Here is a 17,003-nt window from a genome sequence, read left to right as displayed (position 1 = left end):
CTATCCTTCCAATTCCGCGTAAATCTCTGGGCTTACGCCAATCGCACCGGTTGTCGGATGCGGGCGATAATCGCCGCGCCGGTTGAGCTCGCGAGCCGCCGCAAGGTAGGCCCGCGCACCAGTAGATGAGGGCGCGTAATCAATAACCGTAGTACCGTACCCCGGCGCCTCGGAAACACGCACGGAGCGCGGGATAACATTGCCCAGCACCACGGCACCGAACTGCTCGCGAACGTTATCAGCCACATCTTCCGCCAGACGGGTGCGAGCATCATACATAGTAAGCAGCACGGCGGAAATGTGTAAGTCCTCGTTGAGGTGTTCACGAATCATGGAGATATTACCCAAAAGCTGGCCCACGCCCTCTAGGGCGTAGTACTCACATTGAATCGGGATGATGACCTCTTCAGCGCACGTCATCGCATTGATGGTAAGCAGGCCAAGCGATGGCGGGCAGTCAATGAAGACATATTCGAAGCCATGCTCTTCCAGGAAGCCGTTATGTAGGGCGTCATAGAGCCGAAATTCGCGGCGTACCATAGACACCATTTCAATCTCCGCGCCAGCCAAGTCGATGGTGGCGGGGATGCAAAAGAGATTCTCATTGTGGGAAGAAGGCTGCATAGCCTTTTCCGCATTGCAGTCACCTAGGAGGACCTCATAGCTGGAATCGGTGCCGGAGTTATGTTCCGCGCCCATGGCCGTGGAGGCGTTTCCCTGCGGGTCGAGGTCGATCACCAGCACTTTCTTGCCCTCTGTAGCTAGCGCTGCGGCCAAGTTAGCGGCGGAGGTGGTTTTACCTACGCCGCCTTTCTGGTTAGCAATGGTGATAAGGCGCGGATTAGTCATGCCGTCTACTTTAGTTCACGCGCGAGACACGAATGATCGTGGTTCCCTCGATGGTGCTGACCTCGGCCTTTCCTCCGCCGGCCTTCTTAATGTCGCCGGCATCGCGTTCCAGTTCCTCGTGCACCGAAGAACCCTTCAGCGCGATCATTTCACCACCCTTGCGTACGAGTGGCAGCGACCATTTCGCCAGCTTGCCCAGGGGCGCGACGGCGCGGGACGTGACCACGTCTGCTCCCGCCACGGCCTTTTTAATGGGGCCCTCCTCGGCACGGCCACGCAGGACCGTCACGTTGTCTAGGCCAAGCTCCTCAACGACCTCGTTGAGGTAGTTATAGCGCTTGAGCAACGGCTCAATCAGCGTGATTTGCAGGTCCGGGCGCGCAATGGCCAGCGGAATACCGGGCAACCCAGCACCCGAGCCGACGTCGATAACCGTGGCATCTTCTGGGATAGCCTGCTTGACGACGGCGCAATTAATAATGTGCCTATCCCACAAGCGTGGCACCTCGCGGGGGCCTATAAAACCACGAATGGACCCGTCCGTAGCGAGCGAATCATGGTAAGCCTGCGCGAGGGGCAAGCGGGAGCCGAATACTACTGACGGGTCCATCTCGGACACGATGGGGTTCTCCTCCGTGTTTATTTGTTTTTGCGCTGTTTCTTTGTGCGGTTGTCCTTCTTACGGGCACCCGGCTTAGGAGCGGAGGTGCGCTTGGCCTCAGCCTTAGCGGCTTCCTCCTCTTCTTCCTCGCGGTCCATCTTGGCATAGACAATGCGGGTTTGGAAGAAGGTCCAAACGGTATTGGCCATCATGTAAAACAGCAGACCAATTGGCCAGATGAAGCCGGAGAAAATCAGCATGGCCGGCATGACCCACAGCATCATCTTGGACATCATGGCCATTTGCTGTTGCATCATTTCCGCATTCTGGCCCTGCGGAGCTTGGGTTTTGCCAGCAGCACGACGCTTTTCTTGACGGTTCAAGCTCATGCGGGCATTGAAGTGGGTCATGACTGCAATGATGGCAATCATCGGAACGATGATTACTGCCGCCTGGCTAGTGGTCACGCCTTCTACAATCGGCGAATTCAAACGCAGATTGGTCACCAGTGGTACATCAAAGATCTTGGCATCTAGGAATTGTTGAACCAGATCCGGCTTGAAGATGTAGTTCGCGGTATTGGCGTTTTCTTCAATAGACATCGGATCGCCACTGGGGTGGCCAATACCACCGGCCACAGCGACGGTGCGGTCGAAAGAGCGCAGCACGTGGAACAAACCAACGAACATCGGAATCTGCGCAAAGACTGGTAGGCAACCAGCCACCGGACGGACTCCGGATTCCTTGTAGACCTTCTGCATTTCCTGCGCGGCCTTGGTTTGGTCGTTGCCATACTTCGCCCGAATTTCCTGCACCTTAGGCTGGATTTCCTGCATTTTGCGCGAAGAGCGAATCTGGCTGATGGTCGGCTTGACCATTAGCGCCTTAAGCGTCCAGGTCAGCAGCACAATGGCCAGGATCCACGTAATGCCCCAGGATGGGTCCATTACGAGGGATAGCAGCCAGTGCCAGAACCATAAAACGGCCGAGATTGGCCAGTAAATGAAATTAAGCACGAGTGTTTAATCCTCAGTTGTTGTTGGTATCCCGGACTGGGTCAAACCCACCCGGATGCCAGGGACCACATTTGCAGACCCTAGCTATTGCCATCGCCGTACCCTTAAATGCGCCGTGTTTGGATAATGCTTCAAGGGCATAAGCACTGCATGTCGGTTCGAACCGACAGGTCGATACCATCTTAAGGCCAGAGACATGTTTTTGGTAGAAACGAACCACTTTTACCATTGGTTCGGCTAATCCTCTGGCCGGTGGAATTTCCTCCCCGCGGGAATTTAGATATCCCATTGTTTGCGCAGCGCTTTGGCAAGATCTTTTTCTAGTTGCTCACTGCTGGCAGTAGCGCTGGCGGGAAGGGCACGGATGACGACGTCCACGCTGGCAGGCAGCTTAGGGACAAATGTCATGCACACATGGCGAAGCCGCCGGGAGGTGCGGTGGCGAACCACTGCATTCCCGACGGCTTTGGAAACAATCAGCCCGAATCGCGGCCCAGAGGCCGCGATACCGGCTGCCTTGTCCGTACCTGCGTTATCGCGCGCATGCACGACGACCGTACGAGTGCCCGCCCGGCGGCTGCCCTTCATCGTGCGCCGAAATTGCACCGGCGACGTGAGCTTATGCTGGGCTGGAAGCATAACTTATGCAGTCAGCTTTGCGCGGCCCTTCTTGCGACGAGCTGCAACGATTGCGCGACCTGCACGGGTGCTCATGCGGGTGCGGAAGCCGTGCTTACGAGCACGACGACGGTTGTTCGGCTGGAACGTGCGCTTACCCTTTGCCACGTTAATTCTCCTTGAAGTTGTGCGTAGGCACACCACCGCGATGCAGCGGCACGCCCACTGATGAATAGATTCCATGAACCTGACGCATCACAGTCTCTCCGGTGCACGGCGAGCCGACGGGCCCAGCCGGTGCGAGGTGACGCTGTCACTTTCACGCGCAACTCTTTGTTGCAATAGACCATGCCAGATTACGTGATTTCTGCCGCTGGGAACAAATCGACACCCGGGTACACCCGAAATTACATAAATGTTTTTTCCTGCAGCTAGACGGCCAGATTCTACGCTCTTACTGCACCTAATCCATCACGCAGTAAGACCCACCCCAACCCACACCCGGGTGGTGAATTTTTCTCGCTAGACACACCCGCCGTTTCGGCGGTAGAACAGAAGAATCAAATTCCACAGCCCAACCGGTCATGTGGATAACTCTAAATCAACGCTTGAGACTTTTGTAGTTTCCGCAGCATACGGCCATAAACTGACCAATGAAGAGTTATCCACAGTCATGAACTAAGCTGTGAATAACTATTTCATCCACACCTGTGGATAACTCTGTGGAGATCGAGGTGACTCGATAAAAACCGGTGTGAAAACCACGGTGGAATCCGCAGTGAAAATTGTTATTCAATGTCCACCCGTCCCCGACTAAATTCCACAAAGGTAGCCTGTTGTGACTGACCCACAAGCGAACCTGCATGCCGTTTGGCGCGCGGTCGTTGATGACCTGCTCGCACAATCCGAGCAACCCAATTCCGAGGTCCCCAGTTTTTCGCACTCACAGCGCCTTTATCTCCAACTGGTTCGCCCCATCATGATGGTCGAGGGCTACACCCTCGTTGCCGCCGAAAACCTGGATGCCAAAAATGTGGTCGAAAATGAGTTGGGCGAGCACATTGCCAAGGCATTAACCCGTCACCTAGGCCGGCCGTGTTCCTTTGCGGTTACCCTTGCCACCCCGCAAGAGCCACAGCCGCCGGCCGCGGACCCTGCACCACAGCCAACACCCCCTCAACAACAGCAATCGCCTCAAGCGAAACCGCCGCAGAACACGGAATCTACCCAGAACTACATTCCGCGCCCGCAGCAAACGGATGCCGCTGCACAGCAGGCCCCTTCCCAGAACAATTGGCAGTCGAGTCACGCCCCTGCAAGCCTGGATGAGCTGGCCCAGCACTATACCCAACAGCAGGCAGAATCTGCGGGAAATTTCTCCGGTTCTGACACCAATTCCGCCCGCATCCCGCGCGAGGCCCCGGCGCACGATCCCAACCGTGAAACTTCCCTCAATCCGAAGCACACCTTTGATAGCTTCGTGATCGGTTCTTCGAATCGTTTTGCCAATGGTGCCGCCGTGGCTGTAGCCGAGAATCCCGCCCGTGCGTACAACCCACTATTTATCTGGGGTGGCTCTGGTCTAGGTAAAACGCACCTTTTGCATGCCGCTGGCAATTACGCCCAAGTACTGCATCCGGGTCTGCGCGTGAAGTATGTGTCTTCGGAAGAATTCACGAATGACTATATTAATTCCCTGCGCGATGACCGTCAGGAATCATTCAAGCGGCGCTACCGCAATCTCGACATTTTGATGGTCGATGACATCCAGTTCTTGGAAGGCAAAGAATCCACCCAGGAAGAGTTCTTCCATACTTTCAATGCGCTGCACCAAGCCAATAAGCAGATCATTTTGTCTTCGGACCGCCCACCGAAGCAGCTAACCACGCTGGAAGATCGCCTCCGCACCCGCTTTGAAGGCGGTCTTATCACCGATATTCAGCCGCCAGATCTAGAAACGCGTATCGCGATTTTGATGAAGAAGGCGGCCAATGACGGCACCGAAGTGGATCGCTCCGTGCTTGAGCTCATTGCCTCTCGTTTTGAGTCATCTATTCGTGAGCTCGAGGGCGCGTTGATCCGCGTTTCGGCCTATTCCTCCTTGGTGAATGAGCCGATCAACGTAGAGATGGCGGAAATCGCACTGCGTGATTTGGCCCCAGATTCCGCCGATAGGCAAATCACCGCCACCTCGATCATGGAGGTCACGGCAGAATTCTTCGATATTGATGTAGAAACTCTGCGCGGTGCTGGCAAGAAGCGTGCGGTGGCGCATGCACGCCAGTTGGCTATGTATCTGTGCCGCGAACTGACCGAACTATCCCTTCCCAAGATCGGTGAACAGTTCGGCGGCAAGGACCACACCACCGTCATTTATGCAGATCGCAAGATCCGCAAAGAGATGACTGAAAAGCGCAATACCTACGACGAGATCCAGGCGCTTACCCAGCGCATCAAGAATCGCGGTCGCGCGTAGTTCTCCCCACCACTGCCGCAGCGCCTTCCTTATATAAAGGAGGGCGCTTTTGTTTTCCCTCTGGCAGTTCGCGGATTCTGATCGCGCTACTTAAAGGTGAAACCAGAACTACAAGATCCGAGCTCCTTAGCCGAGACACCGAAACTAGGAACAGAACCGTCCGTCAGCCGCCCACACACTCGTGTAATTCCACAAAGAACCCGGAAGATCCACTAAAAGTAATCAATTAGCTGGGAAAAGAGTTATCCACAGCGTTATTCACACTTGTGTAATTTCATTTTTGTAATTCATAGATCTTACTCACAGTTTTAAATTCCACAGGCCCTATGCTGGGAGAACTGCCCTGTGATCAGCGCTGTGTGTAGATCGGTGATCAAATGACAAAACCTGTGGATAAAACGGTGATCCCGTTAGTTGTCCACAATTCGCCCCGATTGATCACAGCAAGATCACAAGAATTGGCACACCCCGGATCTGCGTCTTGAACTTGTCATTTACCTAGTTACCCACAGATCTCACAGCGCTTATTACTACTACTAAATTATTTCTCTGATCTGTATAGAAGAAAGAGGGTGTGTGGAATTCGGCCCGGCCTACCTTCGGCCAGGCGCCGATCGGGCGGGCAAAGATGGAATTACACGTTGTGGCGCACCGCGCCCGATGCGGTAAGTTGGAAGCCAGTCTTTTGTAAGTAACAAATTTCCTACTTGCCTCAGAGGAGCTCTTCGCACCATGGATGAAGCCGTGTCATTTCGCGTTGCCAAAGATGACCTTGCCAACGCCGTAGCGTGGGTTGCTCGCAGCCTGCCGTCCAAGGTCACCCAGCCCGTGCTCCGCGCGATGCTGATCACCGCGGATGACAATGGTCTTGAGTTCACTGGCTTCGATTACGAGGTTTCCACCCGCGTCCGCATCGCCGGCATGGTGGATGAACCCGGACAGATCGCGGTAGCCGGCAAGCTCCTCTCTGACATCGTCGCTTCCCTTCCCAATAAGGAAGTGGAGATCTCCCAGGTAGATTCCAAGGCCCTGGTTACCTGTGGTTCTTCCCGCTTTGAGCTGCCACTGATCCCTCTGGATGATTACCCGCAGCTTCCGGTCCTGCCGGAGGTTACCGGCACCATTCAGCCGCAGTTGTTCGTCGAGGCCATCCACCAGGTCGCTGCCGCGGCCGGCAAGGATGACACCCTGCCCATGCTCACCGGTGTGCACATGGATATCCGTGGCAAGGACATTGAGATGACGGCGACGGACCGCTTCCGCCTGGCCATGCGTACCTTGGAATGGGAGCCGAAATCGCCGGATGTAGAAGCCAAGCTCTTGGTGCCTGCGAAGACCCTGCAGGAAACCGGTCGTTCTTTGGATCCGCACCTGAATATCCCAGTGGAAATCGCTGTGGGCACCGATGACAATATTGGTGCCGATGGCCTCTTTGGCCTGCACGCGGATAATCGCGAGACCACCACGCGCATGCTGGATGCGGACTTCCCTAATGTGCAGCCGCTGCTGCCGAAGAATCACACCAATATTGCCTCCATTGAGGTCGCCCCTCTGCAGGAAGCAATCCGCCGCGTGTCTTTGCTGACGGATCGCAACGCGCAGATTCGGATGGAATTCGCCGATGGCCAGGTAACCCTTTCCGCCGGTGCGGATGCTGGTAACGCGACCGAGACCCTGCCGTGCGCATTCCATGGCCGCGATGAATTCCTCATCGCCTTCAATCCGGGCTACCTCAAGGATGGCTTGGGCGTTATCAACACCGACCGCGTGGTCTTCGGCTTTACCGAGCCTTCGCGCCCAGCCATCATGATCCCAGAACCGGAAGAGCTGCCTGAGGCCGATGAAGATGGCAACTTCCCCACGCCGGAGACCAACTTCACCTACTTGCTCATGCCGGTTCGCCTGCCGGGCTAATGTACGTCAGGGATCTCGATGTTCGGGATTTTCGCTCGTGGCCCGAACTTAATGTGCAGCTAGGGCCGGGGATCACCCTTTTTGTCGGGCGCAACGGCTTTGGCAAGACCAATATCGTCGAGGCCATTGGCTATACCGCCCACCTTTCTTCCCACCGCGTTTCCCACGATGCACCGCTGGTGCGTCAGGGCGCGGACAGCGCGCGGGTATCCATTACCGCGGTGAACCAGGGCCGCGAGCTTACTACCCATTTGCTGATTAAGCCCCACGCGGCCAACCAGGCGCAGATTAATCGCACCCGCCTACGCAGCCCCCGTGAGCTGCTGGGCGTGGTGAAGACAGTGCTCTTTTCCCCGGAGGACTTGGCCCTGGTGCGCGGGGAGCCGGCTGGGCGCCGCGCCTACCTCGATAGCATCATTGCCTCGCGGACTCCGCGCTTAGCGGGTGTGAAGGCCGACTACGACAAGGTACTCAAGCAACGCAATGCCCTGCTGAAATCGGCCTCCGGCAGCCTGCGCCGCGGCTATTCCGATAGCGATGGCGCCGCTGCGTTGGCCACCTTGGATACCTGGGATGCACAGCTTGCCCGGCTTGGCGCCCAGGTGATCGCCGCGCGCCTTGCGCTTGTCGACGCCCTCTTGGACCACATCCCCGCCGCCTATTCCGGCCTGGCGCCAGAATCGCGACCGGCGCACGTTGAGTATAAGTCCACGATCGATACCTCCGATCGCGAGGTACTAGAGGCCGTGCTGCTCACCGAGTTGGCCGCCGCCCGGCAGCGCGAGATTGAACGCGGCATTTCCCTGGTAGGTCCGCACCGCGATGATCTGGTGCTCAACCTGGGTGATCAGCCGGCCAAGGGCTTTGCTAGCCACGGCGAGACGTGGTCTTATGCCATCGCGCTGCGCCTGGCGGAATTCAACCTCCTGCGCCAGGAGGGAGGATCCGATCCGGTGCTCATCTTGGATGATGTCTTTGCCGAGCTCGATGCCAAGCGCCGCAAGCAGCTGGTCCACTTGGCCGCCGAGGCCGAGCAGGTGCTCATCACCGCGGCCGTGGATGAGGATCTGCCCGGAAACTTGGAACCCATCGTGCGCTACCGTGTGAGCGTAGAAGATACCGAGACCGGTCGCATTTCCAAGCTCAGCGCCGAGGAAGGTGAGGGGAATGAGTGAGGATCAAGGGGGCGTCGGCAAGCAGCGCATCGATCCCGTCACCCAGTACTTCAAGCTGGTTCGGTCCACCTCCAAAAACCCGCCGAAGCTGACCCGCCCGGTGCCGAAGATGCCGGTACCCTCGCTGGAGAAGGCGCAAAAGCAGGGGTATATGGGCTATCAACGGGGCTTACCCACGGGCCCAGATGGCAGGAAGAAGCGGCGCACCCTGGCCGTGCCGAGCCTGGGATCCCAAATTAACCGCGAGGTGGTCAATCGTGGGTGGGAGCATGATCTGGCTAATGGCTGGGTGATGGGCAATTGGGAGCATTTGGTGGGCGAGCGCATCGCCGCGCATACGCAGCCGCAGCGGATTAAGGACAAGATTGTCTATGTATCCTGCGATAACTCCACGTGGGCAACGGAGCTGCGCTACCTGCAGCGCCAAATCCTGCGCAAAATCTCTGACCGCCTAGGCCCCGATGTCATCGTGGAACTGCGGATTCACGGGCCGAAGCAAAGGCGCAATTACGAGGGGCGGCAGTGGGTCAAACCGCAAGGATCACAAGATACCTACGGCTAATAGGCTGAGGTTTACTCAGACCTGCACAATGTAAATAACCTCAGAGCGCGCCAGATTCCTATCTCTCACGGGTGTGGGGTGTCTTTCAGTAGGGGGTATCCGTGTAGAATAGTCAAGGTCTTAGAATTAGCTATAGCCAAAAGGAGAGCACGAATCCGTGGCTGAAGAACACGCATATGATGCCGGGTCAATTACGATCCTGGAGGGCCTCGAGGCCGTCCGTAAGCGCCCCGGCATGTACATTGGTTCGACCGGTTCGCGCGGCCTGCACCACCTCATTTGGGAGATCGTCGATAACTCCGTCGATGAGGCCATGGCCGGCTACGCCGACAAAGTTACCGTCAAGCTGCTGGAAGATGGCGGCGTCGAGGTCATCGATAATGGCCGCGGCATCCCGGTAGAAATGCACGCCTCTGGTGCACCTACCGTCCAGGTGGTCATGACCCAGCTGCACGCCGGCGGTAAATTCGACTCCGACTCCTACGCCGTTTCCGGCGGCCTGCACGGCGTCGGCATTTCCGTGGTGAACGCGCTTTCTACCCGCGTGGAGGCGGAGATCAAGCGCGACGGCAAGCACTGGTACCAAAACTTCCAGAACGCCATCCCGGATGATCTGGTTGAGGGCGGCAATGCCCGCGGCACGGGTACCAAGATCCGCTTCTGGGCGGACCCGGAAGTTTTTGAAACTACCGAGTACGATTACGACACCATTTCGCGCCGCCTGCAGGAAATGGCCTTCCTGAATAAGGGCCTGAGCATTGAGCTCATTGATGAGCGCGTCACCGAAGAACAGATCGAGCTGGAAGAGATCGCCGATGCAGAATCCGGCGAGACCAGCGCGGATGAAACCTCCTTCGATGATGCCCCGGACGCCGGAGATACCTTCAACGAAGAATCCGGCGAGGCGAAGGACGCTGCGGCGGATAAGAAGCGCCGCAAGAAGGTAACCTTCCACTACCCGGATGGCTTGACCGACTACGTCAAGTACCTCAATAAGTCCAAGACCGCGATCCACCCGACCATCGTTTCCTTCGATGCGAAGGGCGAGGATCACGAGGTCGAGGTAGCGCTGCAGTGGAACCAGGGCTATAAGCAGTCCGTTCACACCTTTGCCAATACCATCAACACCCACGAGGGCGGCACGCACGAAGAGGGCTTCCGTGCGGCCCTGACCTCCCTGATGAACCGCTACGCCAAGGAGCATAAGCTCCTCAAGGAAAAGGACGGCAACCTTTCCGGCGATGACTGCCGCGAAGGCTTGGCGGCAGTCATTTCCGTCAAGGTGGGCGATCCGCAGTTCGAGGGCCAGACCAAGACCAAGCTGGGCAATTCCGAGATCAAGGGCTTTGTCCAGCGCGCGGTCAACGAGCACGTCAATGACTGGTTCGATGCCAACCCGGCAGAGGCCAAGGCCATTATCAATAAGGCTGTGTCCTCCGCGCATGCTCGCATGGCTGCCCGCAAGGCTCGCGAGATGGTGCGCCGCAAGTCCGCCACCGACCTTGGTGGCCTGCCGGGCAAGCTTGCAGATTGCCGCTCGAAGGATCCGAAGATTTCCGAGCTCTACATCGTGGAGGGTGACTCCGCAGGTGGCTCCGCTAAGGGCGGCCGCGATTCCATGTTCCAGGCCATCCTGCCGCTGCGCGGCAAGATCCTGAACGTGGAGAAGGCCCGCATGGATAAGGTCCTCAAGAATGCCGAGGTCCAGGCGATTATTACCGCGCTGGGTACCGGCATTCACGAGGAATTCGATATCAAGAAGCTGCGCTACGACAAGATCGTGCTCATGGCCGATGCTGACGTCGACGGCCAGCACATTGCTACGCTGCTATTGACCCTGCTTTTCCGCTTCATGCCCCAGTTGGTTGAGGACGGGCACGTGTACCTGGCTAACCCGCCGCTGTACAAGCTCAAGTGGTCCAAGGGTACTCCGGGCTATGCCTTTTCCGACGACGAGCGCGATAAGCTGCTGGCCGAGGGCCTGGAGCAAAACCGCAAGATCAATAAGGATGACGGCATCCAGCGCTACAAGGGTCTGGGCGAGATGAACGCCGCCGAGCTGTGGGAGACCACGCTTGACCCGAGCACCCGCATCCTGCGCCGTGTGGACTTGGAAGACGCACAGCGCGCCGATGAGCTCTTCTCCATCCTCATGGGTGATGATGTCTCGGCCCGCCGCTCCTTCATTACCCGCCGCGCGAAGGATGTTCGCTTCCTGGATATCTAAATCGCAGCACAAAGCCCACCGCGGAACTTCCGCGGTGGGCTTTAATTGTGCGGCGTCGTGAAGCGCCGAGCCTAGGCTTGGGAGCTGCGCTGGTCCGCTATGGCGAATCCTAAGGATGCAAGACACATGGCGAGGATGACGCCGAAGCCGGCGATGATGGAAAGCGGCCAGTCCGCACTGGTGCCGTGCAAGGTAGCAAACACAATAGCCGTGATAACAGCAAGCCCAACGGCAGTGCCAATGCGCTGGCCGGTCTGGAGCACAGCGCCGGAAGAGCCGGCATAGGCTTGAGGAACGTGCGCCAAGGTAAGCGTTTGATTGGGGGAAATTACCGAGCCTTGGCCGCCCCCAACAAAGGAGAGCGAAAGAACCATCCACCATTCACTAGCTCCCCACTGCTCAGTGGCCCAGATAAGCGCAATTGTGGCCACTAGACCGAAGATGGTCACCAGCATGCCAAGTACCACGACCTTGCGCCCATAAACGGAAACGGATCGGCCGGCCAGAGTAGCGGAAATGGAGCTCAATAAGGCGGCGGGGATACCTACGGATCCGGCCGCGAGGGCGGAGTGTCCGAGTCCGCTTTGGAAGTAGAGTGCCACGAGCACCCAAATGCTGGTAATGCCCATAAACCACAAGGTGGCGATGATGGTGCCATTGCGAAAGCTTGGGGTGGAAAAGATATTGAGGTCCACCATCGGCGGATGACCAGTGGATTTGTGGTGGCGCTCCCACTGTACCCACGCTACGAGCAGAACGGCCCCTAGCAGTAGAAGCCACCACACGGCCGGTGATCCAGAGGATTCCATGAAGGGGAAGAGGATAGCCCACACGGCGGTACCCAGGATCAGCGCGCCGATGGGATCAAGGGTAGCCAAGGTCTTGAAAACACCCAGCTTATTTCCTGCTTCATCGCGCACCCGGGAAAACAGTGGCCGTGGAAACCAGGTCAGTCCCAAAACGATAGCGACTAGGCCGACGGGGAAATTGACCAGCATGGTCAATCGCCAACCCAGATCCGGTCCGCCGAGGCGAATGAGCAGGCCGCCGAGCACTGGCCCGATGGCTACGGCTATCCCCACCGTGGAGCCAAAATATCCAAAGGCGCGGGCCCGTTCGGCACCGCGGAAGTACTGCTGGATCATGCCCACGCCTTGTGGGTTGAGTAGGCCGGCACCTACGCCTTGGATAAAGCGGGCGGCGTTGAGTGCCTCCGCGTTGGGGGCAAAGCCGGCGACGGCGGCGCTGAGGGAATAGATAGCAATGCCTGCTAGAAAGATTCCGCCGCGGCCGACGAGATCTCCGGCGCGACCGGCCGCCACGAGGATAACGCCGAAGGTGAGTGCATAGCCGGAGAGTACCCATTGCACATCCGAATTAGAGGCTCCGAGGCCAGATTGAATAGACGGCAGGGCCACGTTGACGATGGATACGCTCAGCAGCGACATAAAGAGTGCCGTGAGCAAAACGATAAGTACCCGCCAGCGGGCAGGATCCTGGCCGGCGGGGTACTCAGTTTGGTTAGCTTCGGAAGTAGTCACTTCCACACTTATACCTGGCGTTTGGAATGCGATTCAACCGCAAGGAAACTACATATGCTGTTGCAGTACGCGGCCGAAATCTGGGACCGCGGGGGTGAGGAATTTCGAGGCCTTGCCGCGCAGGGAGTTATAAGGCTTGGACAGCGCGGGGGAATTGATTTGCTCTGCGTGCTTATCGGCTACCGACATGATGGAATCGCTCACCTGGGCGCTGCGCGGCTCCACGAAGGAACCGAAATCCTGCTCGGAACTTTCCGAAAATTCTTGCCAGTGCGGATCCAGAGCATCCAGGACATCCGGCAACACGCGGCCTAGGGCCTTGGTAATGATGGCGGAATCGACCTTCTTTGCGGCGGCGACGGCGCCTTTCAGCGCCATACCGGTAATGCCCGATTGCTTGGCGACGACCCCCTCAACCAACTCGCCACAATCGCTTACTACCGCAGTGCGCTGCGGACCCCACATAAGTTCAGAAAGATGTGTCATGCTGCACCACCTTACGCGAGTTAGGCGGGCTGTCCCGGCAAGCCGGGAAGGTTGGCCTGAATCGCGGCGATCTGATCGGCGATCTGGCTCAAGCCGGCATCGCGCGCGGCTTTTTCCAGATCCACGTTAGGGGAGTAAAGAGCCACGGCACCAGCCAGCGCGGTGACGCCAGCAGCCGCTGCGGTGATGATCAAAGTGAGGTCCAGCTGGGAAGAGCCAGTAGAGGAGCCACCAGGCTGGCCTTGTTCAAAGTCTGGATTCATGTTGTCTTTCCAGGAATCAGCATCAGCTGCAGTGGCGGTAGGAGCAGTGACGGCGGTGGCGGCTAGGGCCACGGCCGTGAGGCTCGAGGCGGCGATCTTCTTGAAGCGGGACATGGTGGTGGTTCCTTCCTAGGGTCACTATCCCCAATAACTTAGGCAACTTCTTTAACACTAAGGTAGACGCGCACGCTGAACTTTGCGAACTCTGCGTTATGCCCGCTTAGCGCCGGCACGCGAGCTAAGACCTCCGCCATGGAACCGGCGGCATCGCGGTGGCTGTCGTGGATGGCTATTCCTTCTAACTTGGCGGTGCTGGCGGCTGCGGCGGCCGCAAGAGCGGCGAAGTTGGTGATGCGAACGTTAAAGCGTGCGCAAAACTCCTGCGCTAAGAGGCAGAGCTGCTCAGTGCTCATGACTACCTAAGGCCGCGCGGGCCGAGCCCGGCGGATTTCCGTCTCTAGTTCAGCGCGGCCGGGGAGGAGGGCGCGGGCGGTGGATTGCACGTGGGCGTCGGCAAGCGTGCGGGCTGCCGCTGAAACAACGGCGCGCACCACCGCCTCGTGCTTGGAGGTGCCCTGCGCGGAAGCCAACAAGGTAAGGGCGTGATCCTGCTCGTCTGTGAGCCGCAATGTCATTGCCATACTTCAGTGATACCACGGTGATACCACCCGTGCGGCAATTCGAGCCCTGAAAGGCGCTAGAGGGTAGAATTTGGCGTTATGAGTGACAATAACGACGATCTTTTTGATCGCATATTTCCCATTGACATTAATGAGGAGATGGAGTCGAGTTACATCGACTATGCCATGTCCGTCATCGTCGGCCGCGCCCTGCCGGAGGTGCGCGATGGCCTGAAGCCGGTGCACCGCCGCATCCTCTACGCGATGTTCGATTCCGGTTACCGCCCGGAGCGTGGCTACGTGAAGTCCGCCCGCCCGGTTTCGGACACCATGGGTCAGTTCCACCCGCACGGTGACTCCGCCATCTATGACACCTTGGTGCGTCTGGCCCAGTCCTGGAACATGCGCTATCCGCTGGTGGATGGCCAGGGTAACTTCGGTTCCCGCGGTAACGATGGCCCGGCAGCAATGCGTTATACGGAGTGTAAGCTCACCCCGTTGGCCATGGAGATGGTGCGCGATATCCGCGAAAACACCGTAGATTTCTCGCCCAACTACGATGGCAAAACCAGCGAGCCAGACGTCTTGCCGTCCCGTGTTCCGAACCTGCTCATGAACGGTTCTGGCGGTATTGCCGTGGGCATGGCCACCAATATTCCGCCACATAACCTCAACGAGCTGGCCGAGGCCATCTACTGGATGCTGGATCACCCGGATGCAGACGAAGAGACTGCGCTGGAAGCCTGCATGGAACGCGTCAAGGGCCCGGATTTCCCCACCGCCGGTCTAATCGTGGGCGATCAAGGCATCAAGGATGCCTACACCACCGGTCGTGGTTCCATCCGGATGCGCGGTGTGACCTCCATCGAGGAGTCTGGATCTCGCCAGACCATCGTAATTACCGAGCTGCCATTCCAGGTCAACCCGGATAACCTCATTTCCAATATCGCGGAATCCGTGGCCAACGGAAAGATTGCGGGCATCTCCAAGATTGAGGATGAGTCCTCCGACCGCGTTGGCATGCGCATCGTAGTCACCCTGAAGCGCGATGCCGTGGCCCGCGTGGTGCTCAATAACCTCTACAAGCACTCCCAGCTGCAGACGTCCTTCGGCGCGAATATGCTCTCCATCGTCGATGGCGTGCCGCGCACCCTCCGCTTGGATCAGATGCTGCGCTACTACGTGGAACATCAGATTGAGGTCATCGTTCGCCGTACCCAGTACCGCCTGAATGAGGCCGAAAAGCGCGCCCACATCTTGCGCGGTATGGTAAAAGCCCTGGATATGCTGGATGAGGTTATTGCCCTCATCCGCCGTTCGCCCACCGTGGACGAGGCGCGCGAAGGCTTGAAGGAGCTTCTCGACGTCGACGATATCCAGGCCGATGCCATCCTGGCCATGCAGCTGCGTAAGCTGGCCGCCTTGGAGCGCCAAAAGATCATCGATGAGCTGGCGGAAATCGAGCGCGAAATCGCGGATCTGAAGGACATCCTTGCCCGCGAGGAGCGCCAGCGCCAGATTGTCCACGATGAGCTGGCAGAGATCGTCGATAAGTATGGCGATGAACGCCGCACTGAAATCATCCCGGCGACCGGCGATGTCACTGATGAGGACCTCATTGTCCGCGAGAACGTCGTGGTTACCATCACCTCTACTGGTTACGCCAAGCGCACCAAGGTGGATTCCTATAAGGCGCAAAAGCGCGGTGGCAAGGGCGTGCGTGGCGCCGAGCTGAAGCAGGACGATATTGTGAAGAACTTCTTCGTCTGTTCCACGCACGACTGGATTTTGTTCTTTACCAACTTCGGCCGTGTTTACCGCCTCAAGGCTTACGAGTTGCCAGAGGGCGGTCGCGCTGCTCGCGGCCAGCATGTGGCTAACCTGCTGGAATTCCAACCAGAAGAAAAGATTGCTCAGGTCATCCAGATCCAATCTTATGAGGATGCTCCTTACCTGGTTCTCGCCACCCAGCAGGGCCGTGTGAAGAAGTCCCGCCTGACCGATTACGAGTCCGCGCGTTCCGCTGGCCTTATCGCCATCAACCTCAATGAGGGCGATGCGCTCATTGGTGCACAGCTCGTCTCCGAAGGCGATGACATCTTGCTTACCTCCGAGCAGGGCCAGGCTATCCGCTTTACTGCCGACGACGACCAGCTGCGCCCCATGGGCCGCGCCACCGCCGGTGTGAAGGGCATGCGCTTCCGCGGTGATGATCAGCTGCTGTCCATGTCCGTGGTCCACGATGGCGAGTTCCTCTTGGTAGCCACCTCTGGCGGCTACGGCAAGCGCACTGCCATCGAGGAATATACCCCGCAGGGGCGCGGCGGCTTGGGCGTTATGACCTTTAAGTACACCCCGAAGCGCGGCAAGCTCATTGGCGCTATTTCTGTGGACGAAGATGATGAGATCTTCGCTATCACCTCTGCCGGTGGGGTCATCCGCACCGAGGTGGAGCAGATTCGTCCATCCTCCCGTGCAACCATGGGCGTGCGCTTGGTGAACTTGGGTGACGAAGTCGAACTGCTTGCCATCGACCGGAACGTGGAAGAAGATGGTGAGGAAGACGCTCAGGCTGTGGCCAAGGGCGAAAAGACCGTGGATGAGGTCCAGCAGGAGCACAAGGCTGGCGATGCTTCCAAGGATGAGGAGTAATTA

At 58.0% G+C, this 17,003-nt stretch carries 17 protein-coding genes; 6 read left to right on the top strand and 11 right to left on the bottom strand.

The features are described from left to right. The 6 genes from I6J28_RS02785 to rpmH are packed head-to-tail and all read right to left on the bottom strand — an operon-like array spanning position 1 to position 3,252. Positions 1-849, bottom strand: a complete 849-nt coding sequence (locus I6J28_RS02785; RefSeq protein WP_204610648.1) for a ParA family protein — start codon at positions 847-849, stop codon at positions 1-3. Positions 850-859: 10 nt separating this feature from the next. Further along, positions 860-1,459 (bottom strand): 16S rRNA (guanine(527)-N(7))-methyltransferase RsmG, encoded by a 600-nt coding sequence (rsmG, locus tag I6J28_RS02780; protein ID WP_204611394.1) that lies wholly within the window; start codon positions 1,457-1,459, stop codon positions 860-862. 29 nt (positions 1,460-1,488) lie between these two features. Beyond that, positions 1,489-2,466, bottom strand: a complete 978-nt coding sequence (yidC, locus tag I6J28_RS02775; RefSeq protein ID WP_204610646.1) for a membrane protein insertase YidC — start codon at positions 2,464-2,466, stop codon at positions 1,489-1,491. Positions 2,467-2,479: 13 nt separating this feature from the next. Next, complete coding sequence (yidD, locus tag I6J28_RS02770; RefSeq protein WP_204610645.1) at positions 2,480-2,695, bottom strand: membrane protein insertion efficiency factor YidD; 216 nt, start codon at positions 2,693-2,695, stop codon at positions 2,480-2,482. 47 nt (positions 2,696-2,742) lie between these two features. Beyond that, positions 2,743-3,105: a ribonuclease P protein component gene (gene rnpA, locus I6J28_RS02765; protein WP_204610644.1), complete on the bottom strand. Its 363-nt coding sequence runs from the start codon at positions 3,103-3,105 to the stop codon at positions 2,743-2,745. 3 nt (positions 3,106-3,108) lie between these two features. After that, a complete protein-coding gene (rpmH, locus tag I6J28_RS02760; RefSeq protein ID WP_003847033.1) occupies positions 3,109-3,252 on the bottom strand; it encodes a 50S ribosomal protein L34 in 144 nt (47 codons plus the stop codon). 670 nt (positions 3,253-3,922) lie between these two features. On the opposite strand from rpmH, the gene dnaA reads away from it, so the two are divergent. From dnaA to gyrB, 5 genes are all read left to right on the top strand, one after another. Beyond that, entirely contained in the window at positions 3,923-5,560 is a 1,638-nt protein-coding gene (dnaA, locus tag I6J28_RS02755; RefSeq protein ID WP_204610643.1) for a chromosomal replication initiator protein DnaA, read from the top strand. Positions 5,561-6,292: 732 nt separating this feature from the next. Then, positions 6,293-7,474: a DNA polymerase III subunit beta gene (gene dnaN, locus I6J28_RS02750; RefSeq protein WP_005325994.1), complete on the top strand. Its 1,182-nt coding sequence runs from the start codon at positions 6,293-6,295 to the stop codon at positions 7,472-7,474. After that, entirely contained in the window at positions 7,474-8,649 is a 1,176-nt protein-coding gene (recF, locus tag I6J28_RS02745) for a DNA replication/repair protein RecF (RefSeq protein ID WP_005325992.1), read from the top strand. Before dnaN ends, recF begins: the two co-directional genes overlap by 1 nt. Continuing rightward, entirely contained in the window at positions 8,642-9,211 is a 570-nt protein-coding gene (locus I6J28_RS02740) for a DciA family protein (RefSeq protein ID WP_150850217.1), read from the top strand. The genes recF and I6J28_RS02740 overlap by 8 nt, the downstream gene beginning before the upstream one ends. Positions 9,212-9,368: 157 nt before the next feature. Next, complete coding sequence (gene gyrB, locus I6J28_RS02735) at positions 9,369-11,438, top strand: DNA topoisomerase (ATP-hydrolyzing) subunit B (protein ID WP_204610642.1); 2,070 nt, start codon at positions 9,369-9,371, stop codon at positions 11,436-11,438. A 71-nt stretch (positions 11,439-11,509) separates the two neighbouring features. Here the strand turns inward: gyrB and I6J28_RS02730 are convergent, their stop codons facing one another. From I6J28_RS02730 to I6J28_RS02710, 5 genes are read right to left on the bottom strand one after another with little or no spacing between them, the layout of a single operon-like run. Beyond that, on the bottom strand, positions 11,510-12,985 hold the full coding sequence (locus I6J28_RS02730) for an MFS transporter (protein WP_204610641.1): 1,476 nt from the start codon (positions 12,983-12,985) through the stop codon (positions 11,510-11,512). A gap of 42 nt (positions 12,986-13,027) precedes the next feature. Further along, complete coding sequence (locus I6J28_RS02725; protein ID WP_204610640.1) at positions 13,028-13,465, bottom strand: DUF6918 family protein; 438 nt, start codon at positions 13,463-13,465, stop codon at positions 13,028-13,030. A 20-nt stretch (positions 13,466-13,485) separates the two neighbouring features. Next, entirely contained in the window at positions 13,486-13,842 is a 357-nt protein-coding gene (locus I6J28_RS02720; RefSeq protein ID WP_204610639.1) for a hypothetical protein, read from the bottom strand. Positions 13,843-13,880: 38 nt separating this feature from the next. Then, positions 13,881-14,141, bottom strand: a complete 261-nt coding sequence (locus I6J28_RS02715) for a cell filamentation protein Fic (RefSeq protein WP_204610638.1) — start codon at positions 14,139-14,141, stop codon at positions 13,881-13,883. A 6-nt stretch (positions 14,142-14,147) separates the two neighbouring features. After that, positions 14,148-14,369, bottom strand: a complete 222-nt coding sequence (locus I6J28_RS02710; RefSeq protein WP_204610636.1) for a CopG family transcriptional regulator — start codon at positions 14,367-14,369, stop codon at positions 14,148-14,150. A 78-nt stretch (positions 14,370-14,447) separates the two neighbouring features. Here I6J28_RS02710 and gyrA point away from each other — a divergent pair, with 78 nt between their 5' ends. Continuing rightward, positions 14,448-17,000: a DNA gyrase subunit A gene (gene gyrA, locus I6J28_RS02705; protein ID WP_204610634.1), complete on the top strand. Its 2,553-nt coding sequence runs from the start codon at positions 14,448-14,450 to the stop codon at positions 16,998-17,000. The last annotated feature ends 3 nt before the right edge of the window (positions 17,001-17,003 follow it).

Origin of the sequence: Corynebacterium tuberculostearicum, assembly GCF_016894265.1 — a bacterium.
Taxonomy (GTDB): domain Bacteria; phylum Actinomycetota; class Actinomycetes; order Mycobacteriales; family Mycobacteriaceae; genus Corynebacterium; species Corynebacterium tuberculostearicum_D.
The sequence above is the reverse complement of the archived record's forward strand: the minus strand, read 5'-3'. Positions and strand labels throughout refer to the sequence as shown.